General features: G+C 71.2%; 19 protein-coding genes and 1 tRNA gene. 18 read left to right on the top strand and 2 right to left on the bottom strand.

Annotated elements, in window-relative coordinates; translation table 11 throughout:
* Window positions 1–5: 5 nt before the first annotated feature.
* Window positions 6–854 (bottom strand): formate dehydrogenase accessory sulfurtransferase FdhD, encoded by an 849-nt coding sequence (gene fdhD / locus OG959_RS03160; protein ID WP_326656432.1) that lies wholly within the window; start codon window positions 852–854, stop codon window positions 6–8.
* 309 nt (window positions 855–1,163) lie between these two features.
* Between fdhD and OG959_RS03155 the strand changes: the two genes are divergently transcribed.
* The 17 genes from OG959_RS03155 (at window position 1,164) to OG959_RS03075 (ending at window position 22,914) form a co-directional block, all read left to right on the top strand.
* Window positions 1,164–2,114: a beta-ketoacyl-ACP synthase III gene (locus OG959_RS03155; protein WP_326656431.1), complete on the top strand. Its 951-nt coding sequence runs from the start codon at window positions 1,164–1,166 to the stop codon at window positions 2,112–2,114.
* Window positions 2,115–2,178: 64 nt separating this feature from the next.
* Window positions 2,179–2,856 (top strand): GntR family transcriptional regulator, encoded by a 678-nt coding sequence (locus OG959_RS03150; protein ID WP_326656430.1) that lies wholly within the window; start codon window positions 2,179–2,181, stop codon window positions 2,854–2,856.
* 220 nt (window positions 2,857–3,076) lie between these two features.
* Window positions 3,077–4,258: an ROK family transcriptional regulator gene (locus OG959_RS03145; RefSeq protein WP_326666179.1), complete on the top strand. Its 1,182-nt coding sequence runs from the start codon at window positions 3,077–3,079 to the stop codon at window positions 4,256–4,258.
* A gap of 230 nt (window positions 4,259–4,488) precedes the next feature.
* A complete protein-coding gene (locus OG959_RS03140) occupies window positions 4,489–6,021 on the top strand; it encodes a sugar ABC transporter ATP-binding protein (protein WP_326656429.1) in 1,533 nt (510 codons plus the stop codon).
* Window positions 6,018–7,067: an ABC transporter permease gene (locus OG959_RS03135; RefSeq protein WP_326656428.1), complete on the top strand. Its 1,050-nt coding sequence runs from the start codon at window positions 6,018–6,020 to the stop codon at window positions 7,065–7,067. Before OG959_RS03140 ends, OG959_RS03135 begins: the two co-directional genes overlap by 4 nt.
* 82 nt (window positions 7,068–7,149) lie before the next feature.
* Window positions 7,150–8,190, top strand: coding sequence for a substrate-binding domain-containing protein (locus OG959_RS03130; protein ID WP_326656427.1), 1,041 nt, complete (start codon window positions 7,150–7,152; stop codon window positions 8,188–8,190).
* Between the two features lie 68 nt (window positions 8,191–8,258).
* Window positions 8,259–9,497 carry a Gfo/Idh/MocA family protein gene (locus OG959_RS03125; protein ID WP_326656426.1) on the top strand — a complete coding sequence of 413 codons (1,239 nt, stop codon included), beginning with the start codon at window positions 8,259–8,261 and terminating at the stop codon, window positions 9,495–9,497.
* 12 nt (window positions 9,498–9,509) lie between these two features.
* Window positions 9,510–10,514, top strand: coding sequence for a sugar phosphate isomerase/epimerase family protein (locus OG959_RS03120; RefSeq protein ID WP_326656425.1), 1,005 nt, complete (start codon window positions 9,510–9,512; stop codon window positions 10,512–10,514).
* 382 nt (window positions 10,515–10,896) lie between these two features.
* Window positions 10,897–14,616: a ThuA domain-containing protein gene (locus OG959_RS03115; RefSeq protein ID WP_326656424.1), complete on the top strand. Its 3,720-nt coding sequence runs from the start codon at window positions 10,897–10,899 to the stop codon at window positions 14,614–14,616.
* Window positions 14,617–14,733: 117 nt separating this feature from the next.
* Window positions 14,734–15,852, top strand: a complete 1,119-nt coding sequence (locus tag OG959_RS03110) for an inositol-3-phosphate synthase (protein WP_326656423.1) — start codon at window positions 14,734–14,736, stop codon at window positions 15,850–15,852.
* The gene (locus OG959_RS03105) at window positions 15,849–16,733 is read left to right on the top strand and encodes an SCO3242 family prenyltransferase (RefSeq protein ID WP_326656422.1); all 885 of its coding nucleotides are present in this window, start codon (window positions 15,849–15,851) and stop codon (window positions 16,731–16,733) included. The genes OG959_RS03110 and OG959_RS03105 overlap by 4 nt, the downstream gene beginning before the upstream one ends.
* Entirely contained in the window at window positions 16,730–17,608 is an 879-nt protein-coding gene (locus OG959_RS03100; RefSeq protein ID WP_326656421.1) for a sugar phosphate isomerase/epimerase family protein, read from the top strand. Before OG959_RS03105 ends, OG959_RS03100 begins: the two co-directional genes overlap by 4 nt.
* Window positions 17,605–18,267, top strand: coding sequence for an EboA domain-containing protein (locus OG959_RS03095; RefSeq protein WP_326656420.1), 663 nt, complete (start codon window positions 17,605–17,607; stop codon window positions 18,265–18,267). The genes OG959_RS03100 and OG959_RS03095 overlap by 4 nt, the downstream gene beginning before the upstream one ends.
* Window positions 18,267–19,115, top strand: coding sequence for a TatD family hydrolase (locus OG959_RS03090; RefSeq protein WP_326656419.1), 849 nt, complete (start codon window positions 18,267–18,269; stop codon window positions 19,113–19,115). The genes OG959_RS03095 and OG959_RS03090 overlap by 1 nt, the downstream gene beginning before the upstream one ends.
* 4 nt (window positions 19,116–19,119) lie before the next feature.
* Window positions 19,120–20,295, top strand: a complete 1,176-nt coding sequence (eboE, locus tag OG959_RS03085) for a metabolite traffic protein EboE (protein WP_326656418.1) — start codon at window positions 19,120–19,122, stop codon at window positions 20,293–20,295.
* The gene (locus OG959_RS03080) at window positions 20,292–21,689 is read left to right on the top strand and encodes a nucleotide pyrophosphatase/phosphodiesterase family protein (RefSeq protein WP_326656417.1); all 1,398 of its coding nucleotides are present in this window, start codon (window positions 20,292–20,294) and stop codon (window positions 21,687–21,689) included. Before eboE ends, OG959_RS03080 begins: the two co-directional genes overlap by 4 nt.
* Window positions 21,690–21,738: 49 nt before the next feature.
* Entirely contained in the window at window positions 21,739–22,914 is a 1,176-nt protein-coding gene (locus tag OG959_RS03075; protein ID WP_326656416.1) for a sugar phosphate isomerase/epimerase family protein, read from the top strand.
* Window positions 22,915–22,980: 66 nt separating this feature from the next.
* On the opposite strand, the gene OG959_RS03070 is transcribed toward OG959_RS03075, so the two are convergent.
* Window positions 22,981–24,288 (bottom strand): DUF2254 domain-containing protein, encoded by a 1,308-nt coding sequence (locus tag OG959_RS03070; RefSeq protein ID WP_326656415.1) that lies wholly within the window; start codon window positions 24,286–24,288, stop codon window positions 22,981–22,983.
* Window positions 24,289–24,535: 247 nt separating this feature from the next.
* On the opposite strand from OG959_RS03070, the gene OG959_RS03065 reads away from it, so the two are divergent.
* A tRNA-Leu gene (locus OG959_RS03065) sits at window positions 24,536–24,623 on the top strand.
* The last annotated feature ends 56 nt before the right edge of the window (window positions 24,624–24,679 follow it).

Here is a 24,679-nt window from a genome sequence, read left to right as displayed (position 1 = left end):
GCACCTCAGCCCCGCACGGCCGGCGCCTCCAGGGCGATGCGGTGCTCTCCCGCGTACACGTTCATGGAGGGCCCCCGCAGGAACCCGACCAGGGTCAGTCCGGTCTCGGCCGCCAGGTCGACCGCGAGGGACGACGGCGCCGAGACGGCCGCCAGCATCGGGATACCGGCCATCACCGCCTTCTGGGCGAGCTCGAACGAGGCCCGGCCCGAGACCAGCAGGATCGCCCGGGACAACGGCAGCCGGCCGTCGGTCAGGGCCCGCCCGACCAGCTTGTCGACCGCGTTGTGCCGGCCGACGTCCTCCCGTACGTCGATGAGCTCGCCCGTCTCCGAGAACAGTGCCGCCGCGTGCAGGCCCCCCGTCCGGTCGAAGACCCGCTGCGAGGCGCGCAACCGGTCGGGGAGGGCGGCCAGCAGCTCGGGTGCGACCCGGACCGGCGGAGTGTCGGCGACCGGGTGCCGGGTCGTGGTGCGGACCGCGTCCAGGCTGGCCTTGCCGCACAGACCGCAGGACGACGTCGTGTAGACGTTGCGCTCCAGCGTGATGTCGGGGACCACGACGCCGGGCGCGAGCTTCACGTCCACCACGTTGTAGGTGTTCACCCCGTCGGCCGTCGCTCCGGCGCAGTACACGATCGACTGCACCTCGGAGCCCTCACCGATCACGCCCTCGCTCACCAGGAAGCCGGCCGCGAGCGCGAAGTCGTCGCCCGGGGTGCGCATGGTGATGGCGAGCGGCTTGCCGTTCAGCCGGATCTCCAGGGGCTCCTCGGCGACGAGGGTGTCCGGGCGGGTGGAGACGGCTCCGTCCCGGATGCGGAGGGTGCGGCGGCGCTCGGTGACCCGTCCCATGACAGTCAGCCCCGATTCTGTGCGTGAGGGAAAGCCGAAACGGCTCTTGGTGCAGAGGATGCCGTGGATCACCGGGTCCCGTGCGGCGAGGTGACCCCGACGATGTCATTGTCCCGCACGGGGAGCGGGGAGCCGGAGGCACCGTGAAATCGACAGAATTTTGCCTACGGTATGCGGTGAGGAGGCTCGGGGCTGTTGTCAAGCCTCCAACCTCCGGGCGGTATTCCTGTGGGATCACGTGCCCTTGTACCGGGCGGTAGCGACCAAGACTGGATGGTTCCTGCCATATGTAGCGAGGGGAACCTGAATATGACCGGCTCACGTGTCGTGGCGCTCGGCCACTATCAGCCCGCCAAGGTGCTCACCAACGATGATCTGGCGGCCATGGTCGACACCAGTGACGAGTGGATCACCAGCCGCGTCGGCATCAAGACCCGGCACCTCGGCGGCCCCGACGAGCCGGTGGACGAGCTCGCCGCGCACGCGGCGGCCAAGGCGCTCGCCGCCGCAGGGCTCCAGCCGGCCGACATCGATCTGGTCCTGGTCGCCACCTCCACCGCGATCGACCGCTCGCCCAGCATGTCGGCCCGGGTCGCCGCTCGCCTCGGCATGTCCTCGCCCGCGGTGATGGACATCAACGTGGTCTGTTCAGGTTTCACCCACGCCCTCGCCACCGCGGACCACGCCGTCCGGGCGGGCGCCGCCACGCGTGCGCTCGTGATCGGCGCCGACAAGATGGGCGACATCGTCGACTGGACCGACCGCTCCAGCTGTGTGCTGATGGGCGACGGTGCCGGTGCCGCGGTCGTGGTCGCCGACTCCGGTGCGGCCGGCCGGCCCGGGATCGGGCCGGTGCTGTGGGGTTCCGTGCCGGGAATGGGGGACGCGGTACGGATCGAGGGCACGCCGCCGCGTTTCGCCCAGGAGGGGCAGTCCGTCTACCGCTGGGCCACCACCCAGCTGCCGCCCATCGCGCGCAAGGTGTGCGAGAAGGCGGGGGTCACCCCCGAGGATCTCGCCGCGGTGGTGCTGCATCAGGCCAATCTGAGGATCATCGAACCCGTTGCCCGGAAGATCGGTGCCGTCAACGCGGTCATCGCCCGGGATGTGGTGGATTCCGGTAATACGTCCGCGGCCTCGATCCCGATGGCCCTGTCCAAGCTGGTGGAGCGGGGCGAGGTCGCCACCGGCGCTCCGGCGCTGCTTTTCGGCTTCGGCGGGAACCTGAGCTACGCGGGACAGGTGATCCGCTGTCCCTGAGGGGGAGTGAGATCAGTAGACTGTAGACGATAAGCAATTGCTCGTCGCCCGGAGGGGGACCGCGATGTTGTCCACAGGACTGCCGCAGGGGGCTGTGCCGAAGCTGGAACGGCCCGGTCCGCTGCGCGAGCGCGTCTACGAGGCGCTGCTCGAACTCATCACCACCCGGGCACTCCGTCCCGGCCAGCACCTGGTCGAGAGCGAGCTGGCCGGGCTCCTGGGTGTGTCCCGGCAGCCGGTGCGTGAGGCGTTGCAGCGGCTCAACACCGAGGGCTGGGTCGATCTGCGGCCCGCCCAGGGCGCGTTCGTCCATGAACCCACGGAGCAGGAGGCGGACCAGCTGCTCTCGGTCCGCATGCTCCTGGAGGCCGAGGCCGCCCGCCTCGCAGCCGCCCACTCCACCCCGGCGGGCATCGCCGCGCTGGAGGATCTCTGCACCAAGGGTGAACGGGCCGTCGCCGACGACGACGTGGACCTGGCGGTGGCGACCAACGCCGCCTTCCACGCCAAGGTCATGGAACTGGCGGGCAATGTCGTCCTCGCCGAACTGGCCGGGCAGGTGGACCGGCGGGTCCGCTGGTACTACACCCCCGTCGCCCGGCAGCGCGGTACGCAGTCCTGGATCGAGCACCGTTCCCTGATCGCCGCGATCTCCTCGCACGACGAGCGACGGGCGACGGAGATCATGCGGACCCACACCGAGCACACCCGTCAGACGTACCACCAGCGCGAAGAGGCGTAGAACCTCGCCGCTCACGTCCTCGATCGCCGGCGCCGCCGCGGTCGGGGACGTTTCCATGTCCCGGCCCGGCGGCGGACCCGTCACCCCCCTTTGTCCTCAGGGTGGAGAAAGTTGTAGCGGATTCCTGCGCAACTTCTTCCCACTCCCGGCAACCGCTGCTACGTTCCCCTCCAAAGCCCGACGGACAGGCCGATGTGGCGGGGAGGGGCGCGTGAGACGAATGACGGCACGACCCGCGAATGCGCATCAGGCGCGACTGCTCCGGCTGTTGCGCGACGGCGGGCCCAACTCACGGGCACAGCTGGGGGATCAGGTCGATCTCTCCCGCTCCAAGCTCGCCGTCGAGGTGGACAGACTGCTGGAGACCGGCCTTGTCGTGGCCGACGGACTCGCCGCATCCCGCGGCGGGCGTCGCTCGCACAACATCCGGCTCGCCCCGGCACTGCGCTTCCTCGGCGTCGACATCGGCGCCACCTCGGTCGACGTGGCGGTCACCAACGCGGAACTGGAGGTCCTGGGGCACCTCAACCACCCCATGGACGTACGCGAAGGCCCCGTCGCCATCTTCGAGCAGGTGCTGTCCATGGCGGCCAAGCTCCGGGCCTCCGGGCTCGCCGAAGGGTTCGACGGCGCGGGCATCGGCGTACCGGGACCGGTCCGCTTCCCCGAAGGCATCCCGGTCGCACCGCCGATCATGCCCGGCTGGGACGGCTTCCCGGTCCGCGAGGCGCTCAGCCAGGAACTGGGCTGCCCCGTCATGGTGGACAACGACGTGAACCTGATGGCGATGGGGGAGCAGCACGCGGGCGTCGCCCGCTCCGTGGGCGACTTCCTCTGCGTCAAGATCGGCACCGGCATCGGCTGCGGCATCGTCGTCGGCGGAGAGGTCCACCGCGGTACGACGGGCAGCGCCGGCGACATCGGCCACATCCAGGTCGAACCCGACGGCCGTCCCTGTGCCTGCGGCAACCGGGGCTGCCTGGAGGCACACTTCAGCGGCGCCGCACTGGCCCGCGACGCCGAGGACGCGGCCCGCGCCGGTCAGTCCCTGGAGCTCGCGGCCCGGCTGGAGGCGTCCGGGAAACTCACCGCCGCCGATGTCGCCGCCGCCGCGGCCGCCGGCGACCCCACCTCGCTCGACCTGATCCGTGAAGGCGGCAACCGGGTCGGACAGGTCATCGCGGGACTCGTCAGCTTCTTCAACCCCGGTCTGGTGGTGATCGGCGGCGGGGTGACCGGACTGGGCCACACGCTGCTGGCCAGCGTCCGGACCCAGGTCTACCGGCAGTCCCTGCCGCTGGCCACCGGAAACCTCCCGATCGTGCTGGGCGAGCTCGGACCGGCCGCCGGAGTCATCGGCGCGGCCAGGCTCATCAGCGACCACCTCTTCTCACCCGCCTGATCCTTCACCGCCTGTTCCCTCACCTGCCTGATCCCGCACGATCCCGCACCCGCCCTGCCCTCCACCGGCCCGCATCGAGGCCCGACGGCACCAAAGGCACCGCCCCGCGCCCAGGCCGGGGTCCGGGGAACACCCCCGGGACCGCACTGCGTCCTGCCCGCTCACCGGCCCTTCCCCCTGCTTCCGGACTCGCCCGCGCAGGGGCACCCCATCCGCCGAGGGGATTCGTCATGGCTCCAGAACCACCGCTGCTCACCATGTCCGGCATCACCAAGTCCTTCCCCGGTGTGCGCGCCCTCGACGGCGTGGACCTGGAGGTCCAGGCCGGCGAAGTCCACTGCCTCCTCGGCCAGAACGGCGCCGGCAAGTCCACGCTCATCAAGGTCCTCGCCGGGGCCCACCAGCCCGACGACGGCGAGATCACCTGGTGCGGTGCGCCGGCCGTACTCAAGTCGCCCATCACCGCGATGCGGCTCGGGATCGCCACCATCTACCAGGAACTCGACCTGGTCGAGGGCCTGTCGGTCGCCGAGAACGTCTTCCTGGGCCATGAACCCACCAGCGCCGGCTTCGTCGTCCGCACCCGCGAGGGCCGCGCGTCGGCGGCCGCCCTGCTGAAACGGCTCGGCCATCCGGAGATCGACCCGGCCCGCGCGGTCGGTGAACTCTCCGCGGCGCAGCAGCAGATCGTGTCCATGGCCCGGGCGCTCTCCCACGACGTACGTCTCATCGTGATGGACGAGCCGTCAGCCGCTCTCGACCCCGACGAGGTCGACAACCTCTTCAGGATCGTCGCCTCGCTGACCGCGGAGGGCGTCGCCGTCGTCTACATCTCGCACCGCCTGGAGGAGATCCGCCGGATCGGTGACCGGGTGACCGTCCTCAAGGACGGCCGGGCCGTCGCGGTCGGGCTCCCCGCCGAGTCCACGCCGACGCGCGACATCGTTGCCATGATGACCGGGCGCAACGTCGAGTACGTCTTCCCGCCCCGGCCCGAAGCCGCCCCCGAGGACGGCAGGCCCGCCCCCGCCCCGGTCCTCACGGTCCAAGGCCTCACCAGGAAGGGCGAGTTCGCCCCCGTCGACCTGGAGCTGAGGCCCGGCGAGATCGTGGGCCTCGCCGGACTGGTCGGCTCCGGGCGCTCCGAGATCCTGGAGACCATCTACGGCGCACGCAAGGCCACCGCAGGACGGGTCACGGTCGCGGGCAGGCCACTGCGGTCCGGCAGCGTACGCGCCGCCGTCGCCGCCGGTATCGGCCTCGCCCCCGAGGAACGCAAGGCGCAGGCCCTGCTGATGCTCGAATCCGTCACCCGCAATGTCTCCGTCTCCTCCATGTCCCGCTTCTCCAGGGCCGGCTGGGTCGACCGGGGAGCCGAACGCAAGGCGGCCCGCGCCGCCACCCGCGAACTCTCCCTGCGCCCCGACAACCCGGACACCCCCGTCCGCACCCTCTCCGGCGGCAACCAGCAGAAAGCGGTCCTCGCCCGCTGGCTGCTGCGCGGCTGCCGGGTGCTGCTGCTCGACGAACCGACCCGCGGAGTGGACGTCGGCGCCCGCGCCGAGCTCTACGCCGTGATCCGCCGGCTGGCCGACGAAGGCCTCGCCGTTCTGCTCGTCTCCAGCGAAGTGCCCGAAGTCCTGGGCCTCGCCGACCGGGTGCTGGTCCTCCGCGAAGGGCGGGTCGTCCATACGGCGGACGCCGGGGAACTCGACGAGCACCGCGTACTCGACCTCGTGATGGAAGGGAGCCCGACGTCATGACGCAGCCCGTCTCCTCGGCGCAGCAGAGCGGGACGGACAAGGGCGCCGTGCCCGTGTCCGTCCCCGCGTCCCCGAAGAAGGACCGGCCCCCGCGTGCCTTCGGGCTGCGCGCGGACGTCCGCAACCTCTCCCTGCTCGGCGTCCTCGCCGCGCTCGTCGTCGTCGGCGGGATCACCGAACCCGACGCCTTCCTGGACACCGGGAACCTCCAGCTCATCCTGACCCAGGCGTCCGTCATCGGTGTCGTCACCGTAGGCATGACCTTCGTCATCATCGGCGGCGGCATCGATCTGTCCGTCGGCGCCATGGTGGCCCTCGCCTCCGTCTGGGCGACGACGCTCGCCACCCAGGACTTCGGCTTCGCGGGCATCCTCTTCACCGCCGTCCTGGTCGGCCTCGGCGCCGGACTCGTCAACGGTGTGCTGATCGCGTACGGCAGGCTGGTGCCGTTCATCGCGACGCTGGCGATGCTCGCGTCCGCCCGCGGACTGGCCCTGAACATCACGGACGGCAAGACGCAGATCGTCACCGTCAAGTCGGTCCTCGACCTGGGACTGCCGGACGCGTACGTCCTCGGTATCCCGCCGCTGGTCATGATGTTCGCCGTGGTCACCGTCGTCGGCTGGCTGGTGCTGAACCGTACGACCTTCGGCCGGCGCACGGTCGCCGTCGGCGGCAACGCGGAAGCGGCCCGGCTGGCCGGGATCGACGTACGCCGCCAGCGGCTCTACCTCTACCTGCTGTCCGGGCTCTGCTGCGGCATCGCCGCCTTCATGCTGATCATCCTGTCCGGCTCCGGCCAGAACACCAACGGCAACCTGTACGAGCTCGACGCCATCGCCGCCGCGATCATCGGCGGCACCCTGCTCAGCGGCGGCCGCGGCACCATCGTCGGCTCGGTCCTGGGCGTCCTCGTCTTCACCACGATCACCAACATCTTCGCGCTCAACAACCTGCAGAGCGATGTCCAGCAGATCGCCAAGGGCGCGATCATCGTCGCCGCCGTCCTCGTCCAGCGCCGGACGTCGGCCCACGGGGAGACCTGACCCCTCGTCATCCCCCGTCCCCTCCCGTTCGACCCCACCTGTTCCGCATCCCGTGCCGCATCGGATGAAGGGTTTGACAGCCATGCCAGAAACCAGCCGCAGAGGACTGCTCTTCGGTACCGCCGCAGTCTCCGCCGGCGCCCTGCTGAGCGCCTGCACCAGCAACGATCCGAAGGAGAAGGACACCGCCGCGCAGAGCAACGCGCCCGCCGCGGACGACAAGCCGGGCAAGCCCGTCACCATCGGCTTCGCGGGACCGCAGGCCGACCACGGCTGGCTCAACGCCATCAACGAGAACGCCAGGTCGCGGGCGAAGAAGTACTCCGAGGTGACCCTGGAGACCACCGAGGGATCCAACGACACCGCCGCCCAGATCGGCCAGGTCAAGACCCTCATCAACAAGAAGGTCGACGTCCTCGTCATCCTCCCGGCCGACGGCAAGGCGCTCACCCAGGTCGGCCTGGAAGCCATGCGGGCAGGCATCCCCGTCATCAACCTGGACCGCATCTTCGCCTCGCCCCAGGCCTACCGCTGCTGGGTCGGCGGGGACAACTACGGCATGGGGCTCAACGCCGGTACGTACATCGGCGAACAGCTCAAGGACAAGTCGAACGCCAAGGTCGTCGAGCTCGCCGGCATCGACAACCTGGAGCTGACCAAGCAGCGCAGCAAGGGCTTCGCCGACGCGCTGAAGAACTACTCCAACATCGAGCTGGTGGCACGTCAGGCGGCCGACTTCACCGTCGAGTCCGGTCAGGCGAAGATGTCCCAGCTCCTCCAGGCCCAGAAGCAGTTCGACGCCCTGTGGAACCACGACGACGACCAGGGCGTCGGTGCGCTCCGCGCCATCCAGCAGGCCGGCCGCGACGAGTTCCTGATGGTCGGCGGCGCCGGGGCCAAGTCCGCGATGGACGCCATCAAGGCGGACAACAGCGTGCTGAAGGCCACCGTTCTCTACCCGCCGACCATGGCGGCGTCCGCCATCGACCTCGCCCGGGCGCTCGGCCAGGCCAAGGGGGTGGCGGGGCTCGCCGAGCTGGAGATCCCGACCAACCTCACCCTGTACTCGGCCGTGGTCACCAAGGAGAACATCGACCAGTACCTTCCGACGGGCTTCAGCTGAGCCGTCTCGCGGGAGGGTTCTGACCCTCCCGCCGCACCCACCGAACCACCGACGAGGAGGAAGCCCGGATGGCCCGTAGGGAAGAGACGGAGCAGGAGGCGGCCGCGCCGCCGACGTACCGGCCGATGGCGAGCGCACCGACGCTCGGGGTCGGCATGGTCGGATACGCGTTCATGGGCGCCGCCCACTCGCAGGGATGGCGCACCGCGGGCCATGTCTTCGAGCTGCCGATGAGGCCGGTGCTCGCCGCGATCTGCGGACGCGACCGGACGGCGGTCGAGGCGGCCGCCGACCGGCACGGCTGGGCGGCGGCGGAGACCGACTGGCGGGCGTTGATCGCCCGGGACGACGTCCAGCTCGTCGACATCTGCACCCCCGGCGACAGCCATGCGGAGATCGCCATCGCGGCCCTGGAGGCGGGCAAGCACGTGCTGTGCGAGAAACCCCTCGCCAACACGGTCGCGGAGGCGGAGGCCATGACCGAGGCGGCGGCGCGCGCCGCCGCCCGCGGCCAGGTCGCGATGGTCGGCTTCAACTACCGCAAGGTGCCCGCCCTCACCTACGCCCGCAAGCTCATCGGGGAGGGCCGGCTCGGCACCCTGCGGCACGTCCGGGCCACCTACCTCCAGGACTGGCTCGTCGACCCCGCCTCCCCGCTCACCTGGCGGCTGAAGAAGGAGCACGCGGGCTCCGGCGCGCTCGGCGACCTCGGCGCGCACATCGTGGACCTCGCCCAGTACCTGGCGGGGGAACTGCTGGTCGGTGTCTCCGCGGTGAGCGAGACCTTCGTCCGCGAACGCCCGCTGCTCGCCGGCCCCGCGGGGGGCCTGGGCGGCGTCGCGGCCGCGGAGGAGTACGGCACGGTGACGGTGGACGACGCGGCGCTGTTCACCGGCCGGCTCGCCTCGGGCGCGCTGGCCTCCTTCGAGGCGACCCGGATGGCGGCGGGGCGCAAGAACGCGCTGCGCCTGGAGATCAACGGCGAGCTCGGTTCGCTCGCCTTCGACCTGGAACGCCTCAACGAACTGTCCTTCCACGACCACACCGAGCCCGCCACCACGGCAGGCTTCCGGCGCATCCTGGTCACCGAGCCCGAGCATCCGTACCTGGAGGCCTGGTGGCCGCCGGGGCACGCGCTCGGCTACGAGCACACCTTCATCCACCAGGCCCGTGACGCGGTGCGGACGATCGCCGAAGGCGCCGCCCCCGTGCCGTCGTTCGCCGACGGACTCCAGGTGCAGCGGGTGCTGGCGGCGGTGGAGGAGAGCGCCGCGAAGAACTCCGTACTCACCCCCGTACAGCTCTAGGAGGTCCTGCGCATGCCCCGTCCCTTCACCCTGTTCACCGGTCAGTGGGCCGATCTTCCCCTGGAGGAGGTCTGCCGGCACGCGCGTGACTTCGGCTACGACGGCCTCGAACTGGCCTGCTGGGGAGACCACTTCGAGGTGGACAAGGCCCTGGCCGACCCCGGCTATCTGGAGAGCCGGCACCAACTGCTCGACAAGTACGGGCTGAAGTGCTGGGCGGTCTCCAACCATCTGGTCGGCCAGGCCGTCTGCGACAGCCCGATCGACGAGCGTCACCAGGGCATCCTGCCCGCCAGGATCTGGGGGGACGGGGAGCCCGAGGGAGTGCGCCGGCGGGCCGCCGAGGAGATCAAGAACACCGCACGGGCGGCGGCCGCCTTCGGCGTCGACACGGTTATCGGCTTCACCGGTTCGTCGATCTGGCACCTGGTGGCGATGTTCCCGCCGGTCCCGCCGCACATGATCGAGCGGGGGTACGAGGACTTCGCGGAGCGATGGAACCCGATCCTCGACGTCTTCGACGCGGAGGGTGTGCGGTTCGCCCATGAGGTGCACCCGAGCGAGATCGCGTACGACTACTGGACGACGCACCGCGCTCTGGAGGCGGTGGACCACCGGCCGGCGTTCGGGCTGAACTTCGACCCGAGCCACTTCGTCTGGCAGGACCTGGACCCGGTGGGCTTCCTGTACGACTTCCGGGACCGGATCTACCACGTGGACTGCAAGGAGGCGCGCAAGCGCTTGGACGGCCGCAACGGCCGGCTCGGCTCCCACCTCCCGTGGGGCGATCCGCGCCGCGGCTGGGACTTCGTCTCGGCGGGGCACGGGGACGTGCCGTGGGAGGACGTGTTCCGGATGCTGCGGTCCATCGGCTACGAGGGCCCGGTCTCGGTGGAGTGGGAGGACGCCGGCATGGACCGCCTCGCGGGCGCTCCGGAGGCGCTGACGTCGCTGAAGAGGTTCGACTTCGACCCGCCGAGCGCGTCGTTCGACGCGGCGTTCGGCGGCAAGGACTGAGCCTTCTCGGGGGCGCTGCCCCCGAACCCCCGCTCCTCAATCGCCGGAGCGGCTCAGTACGCGGCCTCGCCGGCGTCTGAGGCGCGGGGTCCGGGGCGGAGCCCCGGTTACGGGAGGGGGCGGGTGGGCGAAAGGCCCCCGCCTCCAGCCCAGCGGCACCCGCACACGCCGCCGGGCCGCTCCCCCCTGCCCATATCTCTCTTTGTCCTGGGCAAGGAAAAAGTTCGACAACACCGCTGCACAAGGGCTTTCCGTCCAGGACGAACAGGTCTACCGTCCAAGACGTGTACATGACATTGACCGGCTGACCTGCGCGGCAGTCCCCGCGCTCACGGCACGGCAGCACCCGCCCGTACCCACCGGCACTCCCCGGAGGACACTCGTGCACAGAACCCGCAGCAGGACCAGAACAAGGCTCCGCCTCCGTAAGTCCCTCGCTCTGTTCACCGGTGGCCTTCTCGCCGCCGCCACTCTCAGCCTGAGCGCCACAGCGGGCACGGCCGCCGCCCACGACGACCATCCCGCCCCCGCCCCGGCCGCCGAGGACTTCCAGCAGGTCACTCTCGCCAAGGGCGCCGCCGAGACCGGCGAGCCCATGTCGCTGGCCGTGCTCCCCGACCGCAGCGTGCTCCACACCTCGCGCAGCGGCGAGCTGCGCATCACCGACAGCGCCGGCAACACCCGGATCTCCGGCGTCATCCCCGTCTACTCGCACGACGAGGAAGGCCTCCAGGGCATCGGCGTCGACCCGGACTTCAGCGAGAACCGGGCGATCTACCTCTACTACGCGCCCCCGCTGGACACTCCCGCCGGGGACGCCCCCGAGACCGGGACCGCCGCCGACTTCGCCCCGTTCGACGGAGTCAACCGGCTCTCCCGCTTCGTCCTCAACGAGGACGGCACGCTCGACCTCGGCAGCGAGAAGAAGGTCCTCGACGTCCAGACGTCCCGCGGCATGTGCTGCCACGTCGGCGGCGACATCGACTTCGACGCGGACGGCAACCTGTACCTGTCGACCGGCGACGACTCCAACCCCTTCGCCTCCGACGGCTTCAGCCCCATCGACGAGCGCCCGGACCGCAACCCGGCCTTCGACGCCCGCCGCTCCGCGGGCAGCACCAACGATCTGCGCGGCAAGATCCTCCGCGTCAAGGTCGCCGACGACGGCTCGTACACCGTCCCGGACGGCAACCTCTTCGCGCCGGGGACGGACAAGACCCGCCCCGAGATCTACGCGATGGGCTTCCGCAACCCGTTCCGCTTCTCCGTCGACAAGGCGACCGGCATCGTCTACGTCGGTGACTACGGGCCGGACGCCGGCGCGGCCGATCCCAAGCGCGGACCGGCCGGGCAGGTCGAGTTCGCCCGGGTGACCAAGGCCGGCAACTTCGGCTGGCCGTACTGCACGGGGAACAACGACCCCTTCATCGACTACGACTTCGCCACCAAGACCTCGGGCGCGGCCTTCGACTGCGCCGCACCGAAGAACACCTCGCCGCACAACACCGGCCTCGTCGACCTGCCCCCGGCCCAGGCCGCCTGGATCCCGTACGACGGAGCGTCCGTCCCGGAGTTCGGCACCGGCTCGGAGTCCCCGATGGGCGGACCCGTCTACCACTACGACGCCGACCTCGACTCGCCCGTCAAGTTCCCCGAGGCGTACGACGGAGACTTCTTCGCCGGCGAGTTCGGCCGCCAGTGGATCAAGCGGATCGAGCAGGACGCCGACGGCAAGGTCCAGTCCATCAACGACATCCCGTGGTCCGGCACCCAGATCATGGACATGGCCTTCGGGCCCGACGGGGCGCTGTACGTCCTGGACTACGGCCTCTCCTGGTTCGGCGGCGACGAGAACTCCGCCCTCTACCGCATCGAGAACGCCACCGGGGGACGCTCCCCGATCGCCGAGGCCGCGGCCAGCAGGACGTCGGGCATCGCACCCCTCAAGGTGCAGTTCTCCTCCGCCGGCACCACCGACGGTGACGGCGACGCCCTCACCTACGCGTGGGACTTCGGTGACGGAGGCACCTCGACGGCCGCCAACCCCGCGTACACGTACAAGAAGAACGGCACCTACACCGCCACCGTCACCGCGAAGGACCCCACGGGCCGCACCGGATCGGCCAGCGTGCATGTGACCGTCGGCAACACGGCACCCACGGTGAATCTGGAACTCCCGGGCGACGGGCAGCTGTTCACCTTCGGTGACGACATTCCGTTCAAGGTGACCGTCACCGACCCGGAGGACGGCACGATCGACTGCTCCAAGATCGAGGTCCGCTTCGTCCTCGGCCACGACAGCCACGGCCACCCCATCACCTCGGAGCACGGCTGCACCGGCACCATCAAGACCGAGATGGACGGCGGGCACGACCCCAACGCCAACATCTTCGGCGTCATCGACGCCTCGTACACCGACGGCGGTGGCGGCGGCCAGGCCGCACTGACCGGCCACGACCAGGCGCAGCTCCAGCCGCGCCACCGCCAGGCCGAGCACTTCAACGACTCGTCGGGCATCAACACCTTCGACAAGGCGAACGCCGAAGGCGGCAAGACCGTCGGCGACATCAACAACGACGACTGGATCTCCTTCAAGCCGTACATCCTCGGTGACTCCACCAAGCTCACCGCCCGGATCTCCTCCGGCGGCGTGGGGGGCTTCCTCGAGGTACGCGCCGGCTCGGCGACCGGGAAGATCCTCGGCTCCGCACCGGTGCCGGTGACCGGCGGCTGGGAGACCTTCCAGGACATCGACGTCCCCCTGCGCGGCGCCCCGAAGAAGGCCACCGAGCTGTTCCTCGTCTTCAAGGGAGGTGAAGGAGCGCTGTACGACATCGACGACTTCGAGCTCTCCAACACCCCGCCCGACAAGACCGCCAAGCGCGTCCTGGTCTTCTCCAAGACCGCCGGCTTCCGCCACGACGCGATCCCCGAGGGCATCGCCGCACTGAAGGAACTCGGCAAGGACAGCAACATCACGGTCGACGCCACCGAGGAGGCGGGCCAGTTCACCACCGCCAACCTCGCCCGCTACGACGCCGTCGTCTTCATGTCGACGACCGGTGACGTTCTCAATGCCGACCAGCAGAAGGCCTTCGAGAACTACATCGCCACCGGGGGCGGCTTCATGGGTGTCCACGCCGCCGCCGACACCGAGTACGACTGGTCCTTCTACGGCGGACTCGTCGGCGCGTACTTCTCCGGCCACCCCGCCATCCAGCCCGTCACGGTCCGCGTCGAGGACCACGCCCACCCGGCCACCACCCACCTGGGCGACGCCTGGGAGCGGACCGACGAGCTGTACAACTACCGCACCAACCCCCGCGACAAGGTGAAGGTACTCGCCACACTCGACGAGACCACCTACACCGGCGGCACCATGAAGGGCGACCACCCGATCACCTGGTGCCAGTCCTACGAGGGCGGCCGTTCGTTCTACACCGGACTCGGCCACACCAAGGAGTCGTACGCCGACGCGGACTTCCGGGGGCTCCTGCTCGGCGGGGTGCGGTACGTGGCCGGCCAGGTCAAGGGCGACTGCAAGCCCGACACCGGCTACCGGTCGATCTTCAACGGCAAGACGCTCGAAGGCTGGAAGCAGGCAGGACCCGGCACGTTCGACGTCGTCGACGGCGAACTCCGCTCCCAGGGCGGCATGGGCCTGCTGACCTACCAGGCCAAGGAGTTGAAGTCGTACTCCCTGAAGCTCGACTGGAAGATGGCGGGCGACGACAACTCCGGCGTCTTCGTCGGCTTCCCGGAGTCCGACGACCCCTGGTCCGCGGTGAACAACGGCTACGAGGTCCAGATCGACGCCTCCGACGCCGTCGACCGCACCACCGGTTCCGTCTACACCTTCAAAGCGGCCAACACCAAGGCACGCGACCAGGTGCTGAGGCCGCCGGGCCAGTGGAACAGCTACGAGATCAAGGTGCAGGGTGAACGGCTCCAGATCTTCCTCAACGGAGTGAAGATCAACGACTTCACCAACACCGACCCGGTCCGCAGCCTCAAGGACGGCTACATCGGCCTCCAGAACCACGGGGCGGACGACCAGGTGTCCTTCCGCGACATCCAGCTGAGGGAACTGCCCTCGGCGTAGGGCACTCACCCGGCCGGCGGCGGACGGGGCGAGCACGCCCCGTCCGCCGCCCGCGGCCCCTCACGTACAGCGCCACCAGCTCTGCCCAGCCAGGACCCCCAGCCAGGGAGGCAGCCCGTGTCAGCAATCGCCGTTCGTACCGGAGTCTGGTTCATCGGAGCACGCGGCTCCGTCGCCACCACCGCCACGGCGGGATGCGCAGCGGTCGCGGCGGGACTCCACCCGGCCGCCGGCATGGTCACCGAGACCGCCCCGTTCGCCGACAGCGGCCTGCCACCCGTGGCCTCCCTCGTCTTCGGCGGCCACGACACCCTGGACTGCCCCCTCCCCAAACGGGCCGAGGCGCTGGCCGCCGGGGGAGTGCTGCCGCACGGACTCCCGTCGGCCGTACGGTCCGAACTCGCCGCAGCCGACGCGGAGATCCGCCTGGGCGGACCCCTTCCCGGCGACACCCGCACGGACGAGGAGCTCATCGCCGCGTTCGCCGCCGACCTCACGGACTTCGGCCGCAGGGGCGGCCTGGCCAGGACCGTCGTCGTCAACGTCTCCTCCACCGAACCGGCACCCGCCCCCGACGCCACGCGGCTGCCCGCCAGCTCGCTCTACGCAGCCGCCGCGCTCCGGGCCGGCTGTCCGTACGTGAACTTCACCCCCTCCACGGGGCTGCGCGCGCCCGCCCTCCAGGACGCCGTCACGGCCTCGGGACTTCCTCACGCGGGCCGCGACGGCAAGACGGGCCAGACACTGCTGCGCTCCGTGCTCGCCCCGATGTTCGTCCAGCGCGCCCTGCCCGTACGCGCCTGGTCCGGCACCAATCTGCTGGGCGGAGGGGACGGGGCGGCGCTCGCCGACCCGGCCGCCGCCGCAGCGAAGAACGCCGGCAAGGAACGCGTCCTCGCCGACACCCTCGGCGCCGCCCCCGAGGGCGAGGTCCACATCGACGACGTCCCGGCGCTCGGCGACTGGAAGACCGCCTGGGACCACATCGCGTTCGACGGGTTCCTCGGAGCCCGCATGGTGCTCCAGACCACCTGGCAGGGCTGCGACTCCGCCCTCGCCGCGCCCCTGGTGCTCGACCTGGCCCGGCTGCTGGCCAGGGCCCACGAGGTGGGCCTGACCGGCCCGCGGCCCGAACTCGGCTTCTACTTCAAGGACCCGGACGGCGGACCCGCCGCGCTGTCCGAGCAGTACCTGGCGCTGCTCGCCTTCGCCGAACAGCTGCGAGGCGAGCGGTGACCGTCCGCGCCTGGGCCGAACTGCTCAGGATATCCGCCCTGTTCACCGTCCCGGGCGACGCCCTCGCGGGCGCGGCCGCCGCCGGTCTGCGGCCCAATCGCTCCACCGCCCTGGCCGTCGGTGCCTCGCTCTGCCTGTACGAGGCGGGCATGGCGCTCAACGACTGGGCCGACCGCGACGAGGACGCCGTCGACCGCCCGCACCGGCCGATTCCCTCGGGCCGGATCTCACCCCGCGCCGCCCTCACGGCGGCCGGCGCCCTGACCGCAGCCGGTCTGGTGCTCGCCGCCCGCGCGGGCCGCCCGGCCCTCGCCGTGGCCACCGGACTCGCGGCCACGGTCTGGGCATACGACGTGCGCCTGAAGCACACTCCGGCGGGCCCGGCGGCGATGGCGGCGGCGCGGGGCCTGGACCTGCTGATGGGCGCGACGGCCACGGGGGCGGCCCCGTCGCCCCGAGCGGCCCGCGCCGCACTGACCGCCGCCGCCCTGCTGAGCACCCACACCTACGCGGTCACCGCCGTCTCGCGCCACGAGACGCAGGGTGGCTCCACCACCGCGCCGCTCGCCGCACTCGCGGCCGTGGCCGGAATCGGCGGCGCTGTGGTGCAGGAGAGGCAGGCTCCCCGGAACGCTCCCGCCCGGCTCCTCCTCACCGCGCTCACCGGCGCCTACCTCCGCACCGCCGCACGCCCCCTCGCGCACGCCGCGCTCAACCCGTCGCCGCCCCTCACCCAGGGCGCCGTCGGCAGCGGCATCCGGGCGATGATCCCGCTCCAGGCCGCGCTCGCCGCCCGCGCCGGAGCGGCCGGTTCCGCGCTCGCAGTCATGGGCCTCGTCCCGCTCGCCCGCGCTCTCTCCCGGAAGGTGAGCCCCACATGACCCTCCGCCTCGGCTACGGAACCAACGGGCTCACCGACCTCCGCCTGGACGACGCCCTCGGACTCCTCGCCGACCTCGGCTACGACGGCGTCGGCCTGACCCTCGACCACATGCACCTCGACCCGATGGCCCCGGACCTCGCCGCCCGCACCCGCCGGACCGCCTCCCGGCTCCAGGAGCTGGGGCTCGGCGTCACGGTGGAGACCGGGGCCCGCTACGTCCTCGACCCGCGCCGCAAGCACGGCCCCTCGCTCCTGGACCCGGACCCCGACGCCCGCGCGGCGAGGACCGCGCTGCTCGTCCGGGCCGTCGACGTGGCCGCCGGCCTGGGCGCGCACGCCGTGCACTGCTTCAGCGGGGTCATGCCGCCGGACACCGCACCCGACAACGCGTGGCAACGGCTGACCGGCGCACTCGCCCCCGTCCTCGACGCGGCGGAGCGAGCCGGGGTGCCCCTCGCGATCGAGCCGGAACCCGGACACCTCCTCGCGAACCTCGCCGACTTCCACCACCTGCGGGTACTGAGCGGCGACCCCGAACCGCTCGGGCTCACCCTCGACATCGGCCACTGCCAGTGCCTGGAGCCCGCCCTGCCCGTCGACTGCGTACGCGACGCCGCCCCCTGGCTGCGCCACGTCCAGATCGAGGACATGCGCCGCGGAGTCCACGAGCACCTCCCCTTCGGCGACGGCGAGATCGACTTCCCACCCGTGCTCGCCGCACTCGACGCCCTCGGCGACACCGGATACACCGGTCTCACCGTCGTCGAACTGCCCCGCCACTCCCACGCGGGTCCCGAACTCGCCCGCACCTCACTCGACTTCCTGAACAAGCACCGCCCGTCGAACCACCCGGGCCCTGGGAGCACGACATGACCCCGCCCTCCCCGCTCCTGTCCCGCAAGGAACTCGACACCTTGCTCGGCGGAGCCGCACGCGCCTGGCTCGACGAGGCCCTCGCCGAGGCCGCCCACGCGGCAGCCCACGGAGACACCGCGCCCGCAGAGCGCTACGCCGTACCCCCGTGGGAGCTGCGGTACGCCGCCGCCGGCCGGCACTGCGGACTCGAACACGCCGACTCCGTACGCGCCCTGCTGCTCACGGAGGCCCAGGCCGGGCTGCCCGCCCTGACCCGCCTCTACGAACAGGGCACCGCCGCCGAACGCCGCGCCGTCCTGCTCACCCTGCCCGCACTGGACCTCGGCGCCACCGCCCTGCCGCTCGTCGAGGACGCCCTGCGCACCAACGACACCACCCTGGTCGCCGCGGCCGTCGGCCCCTTCGCCGCCGCCCACCTCGACCCGCACAACTGGCGCCACGCCGTCCTCAAGTGCCTGTTCACCGGCGTCCCCGTCGAGGCCGTCGCCGAGCTGGCCCGAAGATCACGAGGCGACGCCGAACTCGCCCGGATGCTGGGCGACTTCGCGTCCGAACGCATCGCGGCCGGCCGCCCCGTCCCCGCCGGTCTGCACCACGTACTCGCCCTCACGGCCCCCGGCCCCGCCGCACCCGCCGCCCCCACGGAGGAGTCCTGATGCGCATCTTCGACCCCCACATCCACATGACCTCCCGCACCACGGACGACTATCAGGCGATGTACGACGCCGGGGTCCGCGCGCTCGTCGAACCCTCCTTCTGGCTCGGCCAGCCCCGCACCTCACCGGCCAGCTTCTTCGACTACTTCGACGCCCTGCTCGGCTGGGAGCCCTTCCGCGCCGCCCAGTACGGCATCGCCCACCACTGCACGCTCGCCCTCAACCCCAAAGAGGCGAACGACCCCCGCTGCACCCCCGTACTCGACGCGCTGCCCCGCTACCTCGTCAAGGACTCCGTCGTCGCCGTCGGCGAGATCGGCTACGACTCGATGACCCCGGCCGAGGACCACGCACTGGCCGCCCAGCTCCAGCTCGCAGCCGAGCACGGGCTGCCCGCGCTCGTCCACACCCCGCACCGCGACAAGCTCGCAGGCCTGCGCCGCACCATCGACGTCGTACGCGAATCCGGCCTGGACCCCGAACGGGTGCTGCTCGACCACCTCAACGAGACGACCGTGAAGGACGCCCGCGACAGCGGCTGCTGGGCCGGGTTCTCCATCTACCCCGACACCAAGATGGACGAGGACCGCATGGTCGCCGTCCTCCAGCTCCACGGCACCGAGAAGGTCCTCGTCAACTCCGCCGCCGACTGGGGCAGAAGTGATCCGCTGAAGACCCGCCGGGTCGGTGACGCGATGCTCGCCGCCGGCTTCACCGAGGACGACGTCGACCAGGTCCTGTGGCGCAACCCCGTCGCCTTCTACGGGCAGAGCGGCCGCCTCCACCTCGACACCGCGGCCCCGGAACCCCTCCACGAGGGCAACTCCATTCTCCGCGGCGGGGAGTGAGGCCATGCGCTTCCGCCACCCCGACGGCTCCGTCGCCCACCTCGCGTACTGCACCAACGTGCACCCCGCCGAGACCCTCGACGGCGTCCGCACCCAACTGCGAGACCACTGCGAACCCGTACGCAAACGGCTCGGCCGCGACCGTCTCGGCATCGGTCTCTGGCTCGCCCGGGACGCCGCCCGCACCCTGATCAACGACCCCTCCCAGCTACGGTCCCTGCGCGCCGAACTCGACCGCCGCGGCCTCGAAGTCGTCACCCTCAACGGCTTCCCGTACGAAGGATTCGGCGCCGAGGAGGTCAAGTACCGGGTCTACAAGCCCGACTGGACCGACCCCGAGCGCCTGGCCCACACCACCGACCTCGCCCGGCTCCTCGCCGCGCTCCTGCCCGACGACGTCACCGAGGGCACCATCTCCACCCTGCCGCTCGCCTGGCGCACCCCGTACACGGGCGACCCCGAAGCGGCCCGCACCGCCCTCGCCGCGCTCACCACCCTCGGCGAACGCCTCGACGCGCTCGCCGAACTCACGGGCAAGTCCATCCGGATCGGTCTCGAACCCGAACCCGGATGCACGGTCGAGACCACCGCCGACGCCATCGCCCCCCTCACCGCCGTCGGCCACCCACGCATCGGCGTCTGCGTCGACACCTGTCACCTCGCCACCTCCTTCGAGGACCCGGACACCGCACTCGACGCGCTCACCGCGGCGGGCATCCCCGCCGTCAAGACACAGCTCTCCGCGGCCCTGCACGCCGAACACCCCCACCTCCCCGAAGTGCGCGCCGCCCTCGCCGCCTTCGCCGAACCCCGCTTCCTGCACCAGACCCGCGTCGCCACCGCCGCCGGACTGCGCGGCACCGACGACCTCGACGAAGCCGTCACCGGCGAGGCCCTGCCCGACAGCGCCCCCTGGCGCGCGCACTTCCACGTACCCCTGCACGCACCGCCCGCGCCCCCGCTCACCTCCACCCTTCCCGTGCTCCGGTCCACGCTGAGCCGGCTCGTCGGCGGTGCGCGCCCACTCACCCGGCACCTGGAGGTCGAGACGTACACCTGGCAGGCACTCCCGGCGGAACTGCGCCCCCGCACCCGCGCCCAGCTCGCCGACGGCATCGCCGCCGAACTCACCCTCGCCCGCGACCTCCTGGTCGACCTCGGCCTCAAGGAGCTGCCATGACCACCGCCGGGACGACGCCCAGCCCCACACCGCTCCTCGTCCTCGACGTCGTCGGTCTCACCCCGCGCCTCCTCGACCACATGCCCCACCTCAAGGCCCTGGGACAGTCCGGCACCCACGCCCCGCTCGGCACGGTGCTCCCCGCCGTCACCTGTGCCGCCCAGTCCACCTTCCTCACCGGCACCACCCCCGCCGAGCACGGCATCGTCGCCAACGGCTGGTACTTCCGCGAACTGGGCGACGTCCTCCTGTGGCGTCAGCACAACGGACTCGTCGCCGGCGACAAGCTCTGGGACGCGGCCCGCCGGACCCACCCCGGCTACACCGTCGCCAACATCTGCTGGTGGTACGCCATGGGCGCCGACACCGACTACACCGTCACCCCGCGCCCCGTCTACTACGCCGACGGCCGCAAGGAACCCGACTGCTACACCCGCCCACCCGCCCTCCACGACGAACTCACCGAGAAACTCGGCACCTTCCCCCTCTTCCACTTCTGGGGACCGGGCGCCGACCTCGTCTCCTCCCAGTGGATCATCGACGCCACCCGGCACATCCTCGACACCCGCCACCCCGACCTCGCCCTGTGCTACCTCCCGCACCTCGACTACGACCTCCAGCGCTACGGCCCCGACGACCCGCGCGCCTTCGAGGCCGCCGCCGACCTCGACCGGGCCGTGGCCCCGCTCCTGGACGACGCCCGCCGCGAGGGACGTACCGTCGTCGCCCTGTCCGAGTACGGCATCACCCGCGTCGACCGGCCCGTCGACATCAACCGGGCGCTGCGCCGTGCCGGGCTCCTGGAGGTCCACACCCAGGACGGCATGGAGTACCTGGACCCGATGACGTCGCGGGCCTTCGCCGTCGCCGACCACCAGATCGCGCACGTCTACGTACGCCGTCCCGAGGACCTCGAAGCGGCCCGCGAAGCCCTGGCCGGCCTTCCGGGCATCGAGCAGCTCCTCGACGACGAGGGCAAGAAGGCACAGGGCCTGGACCACCCGCGCTCCGGCGAACTGGTCGCCGTGGCCGAACCGGACGCCTGGTTCACGTACTACTACTGGCTCGACGACGACCGCGCACCCGACTTCGCCCAGCTCGTCGAGATCCACCGCAAACCCGGCTACGACCCCGTCGAGCTCTTCATGGACCCCCAGGACCCCTATGTCCGGGTCAAGGCGGTCACGGCCGTCGCCCGCAAGAAGCTCGGCATGCGCTACCGCATGGCGGTCGTCCCGCTCGACCCGTCACCCATCCGAGGCAGCCACGGCCGCCTCCCCCCGAGCGAAGAAGAAGGTCCGCTCATCCTCTGCTCCACCCCCCACGCGTTCACCGGACCCGTCCGGGCCACCGAAGTGAAGTCCCTGCTCCTCACGCTGGCCGGCCTCGCATGAGACCGGCCCGTTCACAGCGCTGCGAGCATCTTCGAGAAGGAGAGAGACCGTGACCGTGTACAACGACGCATCCGGAACGGACGGCGCCCTGCGCCGCAGCCTCGGCATCGACCGCCGCCGCTTCCTCAGCACCTGCACGGCCGTCGGGGCGGCGGCGATCGCCGCGCCCGTCTTCGGCGCATCGCCGGCCTTCGCCGGGCCTGCCTCCGGTCCGGGGCACGACCACGGTCATGGCCACGGACACGGTCACGGCCAGGCTCTGGTCCCGGCGCACAAGCGCGGAATCATCCTGTACACCGTCCGCGACGCCACGGGCCGGGACCCGCTCAGCACGACCCTGCCCTCGGGCTTCCGCGCTGTCTTCAAGGAGCTGGCCCGCTACGGCTACAAGCAGGTCGAGTTCGCCGGGTACGGCCAGCACGCCAACGCACCGGGCGGAAACAACCTGGAGTCGGTGGAAGGCGCGAAGCTGCTGCGCTCCTGGCTGGACGACTACGGACTGCGCGCCCAGGGCAACCACGGCTTCATCCCGGGATCCTGGCCCCTCAGCCAGAGCGACCTCGACCAGTTCAAGCGGCACCTGGAAATAGCCAACATCCTCGGCATGGACCACATGGGCACCGGTGGCGACCCCACCGGCAGCGCCTACCGCGCCGACTGGGACGTCGCCGCCGACAAGTGGAACGCGCTGGGGCAGATCGCCCACCGCGCGGGGATCAAGCTGTACACCCACAACCACGACGCGGCCTACGGCTTCCTGCTCGACGGCGGCCCGCTGGACGCCCAGGGACGGCCCACCCGCAGCTCGGGCATCCGCAAGCTCGAGTACTTCCTCAAGGTCACCGACCCGAAGACCGTATGGCTGGAGATGGACGTCTACTGGGCGCACGTCGCCCAGTACAAGTTCCACACCTACACCGCGCTCGACGGCTCGGTGCGGGAGAACGTCTTCGACCCCGCGGCCGTGGTCCGCCGCTACAACAAGCGCTACCCGCTGTTCCACGCCAAGGACGGCGTCATCAACACCGCGAGCGGCGACGGCTACGACATGGTCCCCTTCGGTACCGGGGTCATCGACTACCGGACCTTCTTCCGCCGCGTCGGGGAGGCGCAGTACCGCAACCCGATGGTCGAGCAGGACACCGCACCGAGCTCCACGGACCTCGCACAGTCCCTGAAGCAGGCGCGGATCAGCTACGAGGGCATGGCGGCACTGCGCAGGTAGAACCAACGGCGGCCCGCCCTCCCCATGAGGTACGGGGAGGGCGGGCCGCACCCGCGCCCAGCCGCCTCACCCGATCCCCTGCCGGTCGGGCAGCAGCGCGAACTCCCGCTCGGCGGCATCCGGAACCGTGCGCTCCACCGCCTGCACCAGCAGCGCACGGTGGCGGAGCAGCGGCCCCTGCCTCTCCGGCCCGGCCAGTGCCACCAGGTCATCGATCCCGGCCAGCAGCCGCCGGGTGACCTGCGGGCTGTCCGTGGCACACCGGCGGATCTCCTCGAACCCGAGATCCACGAGGTCCGCCCACCCCGGCACATCCTGCACGAGGCGCACCGCGCCCTTGCGGTCACGGTGGTGGACGACGCCGAGGGGGAGCGTCGCCACGGCCGCGAGGAACTGGACGATCCGGTCGAGGCACTGCACGGCGGTGGTCGGATCGTTCACCGCCGGCGACAGGGCCCGCAGCGCGATGTCCGACAGCTGCCGCAGCCCGAACGCCAGATCCTGGTGGAGCGTGCGCTCGACGCCGACCCACACCGTGTAGCGCAACGCGTGCCGGGCCGGCCCGTCCCCGCCGTGCACCGCCAGCACCGGAGTGCCCGGCACGACGAAGTCCCCGAGCCGCGGGATGAGCCGCAGCACCACGCCCTGCCTCCGGGCGACACGGACCAGCCGCGCCACGTTCACGTCCCGCAGTACACCGGCGCGTCCCGCGTGCGGGATCTGCCCGGTCTCGGCGGGCAGCACTCCTTCCTCCCGCGGCCCGCCGACGGGCATCCGCCGCAGCACATGGAAGGAGTCCCGGGTGATCCGGTCGACGACGGGCCCGACCTGCATCAGGCGCAGCGTCGAGCTCACGTACGCGATGAAGAGGAGCAGGCTGAGCCCGACGAGCACGGCGGTCAGGATGCTCTGCAGAAAGGGGACGGACACGACGCGGCGTGGATCGACCGTGCTCTCGTACGAGCTCAGGACCAGCAGCGAGAACACGAAGGTCGCCAGGAAGACGGACAGCGTGAGCTTGCTGATCCGGCTGCGTACGAAGATCCGGACCACCCGGGGCGTGAGCTGCCCGCTCGCCATCTGCACGGCCACCAGCGAGATGCTGAAGACCACACCGATGAAGGTCATCATCGCCGAGCTCACCGTGACGACGATCGTCTTCGTGTCCTCGGCGATCGAGACCAGGTCCGCGATCTCGTCGTACGCCCGCTCGTCCTGGAGGTAGGCCACGATCTGCTCGTCGACGGCCGAGGCGACGAGCCAGAGCACGACGGCGCAGACCAGCGTCAGGGTCGGAGCGAACCAGAACGTTTCGCGCAGGTGCTCGCGCAGGGGCGACAGCGCGCGGGGTGGCCGGTAGCCGCGATCACTCATGCCCGCGAACGTAACCCGCCCCGCCCGCACACCGGCGGACGCCGTCGCCGACCCTCCGGTCGTACGGTGTGTGCGCGATTGCCCACGCAGGGTGCGCGCGTGGCGGCCGGGGCCCCCGTCTGCGTACCGCCGGGGCCCGCGTACCGCACTGACCAGGGCGAAGACCGCCGGATATGCAGGTGAGAGCCACCCCGAACCCCTGGTATTGTTTTCTTTGTCGCCACGGGAAACCGGGGCCGACCACCTGGTCCGGGTGGCGGAATGGCAGACGCGCTAGCTTGAGGTGCTAGTGCCCTTTATCGGGCGTGGGGGTTCAAGTCCCCCCTCGGACACCAGCTGGGACCCCTGTTCATCAGGGGTCCTTCTGCTTTTCCGGGCGGCTGCGCGGTGC

The organism is Streptomyces sp. NBC_00385, from assembly GCF_035917155.1.
Taxonomy (GTDB): Bacteria; Actinomycetota; Actinomycetes; order Streptomycetales; family Streptomycetaceae; genus Streptomyces; species Streptomyces poriferorum.
The sequence above is the reverse complement of the archived record's forward strand: the minus strand, read 5'-3'. Positions and strand labels throughout refer to the sequence as shown.